Below are 349 nucleotides of genomic sequence, written 5' to 3' on the forward strand. Positions count from 1 at the left end.
CGGCGGCGGCGGCGGCAATGGCGACTTGACCATCGCCAATAGCGTTACGGGCCTGGTCGGTGCCGCCGTCAGCGTCGGCATCGGCGGCAACGGGGGGGCAGGCGGCACGGGGGGTAATGTCACGGCCTCTAGCGCCGGCGGCGATATTCTCACGCGCGGCGATTTTTCGTCCGGCCTGATCGCCCAGACCATTGGCGGCGGCGGCGGCAACGGTGGTTACAGCATCGGCGCCAGCGTCATGGGCGGTCTCGGCGCGGCGGTGACGGCGACCATCGGCGGCGAAGGGGCCAACGGCGGTCGCGGCGGCAAGATCAACATCGACTACACCGGCGATATCGCCACGCTGGGT

At 70.5% G+C, this 349-nt stretch carries 1 pseudogene; it reads left to right on the top strand.

The features are described from left to right. Positions 1–349 (top strand): annotated as a pseudogene (locus HX774_RS19505) (hypothetical protein); the annotation flags it as partial.

The organism is Brevundimonas sp. P7753 (genome assembly GCF_013386595.1).
Taxonomy (GTDB): domain Bacteria; phylum Pseudomonadota; class Alphaproteobacteria; order Caulobacterales; family Caulobacteraceae; genus Brevundimonas; species Brevundimonas bullata.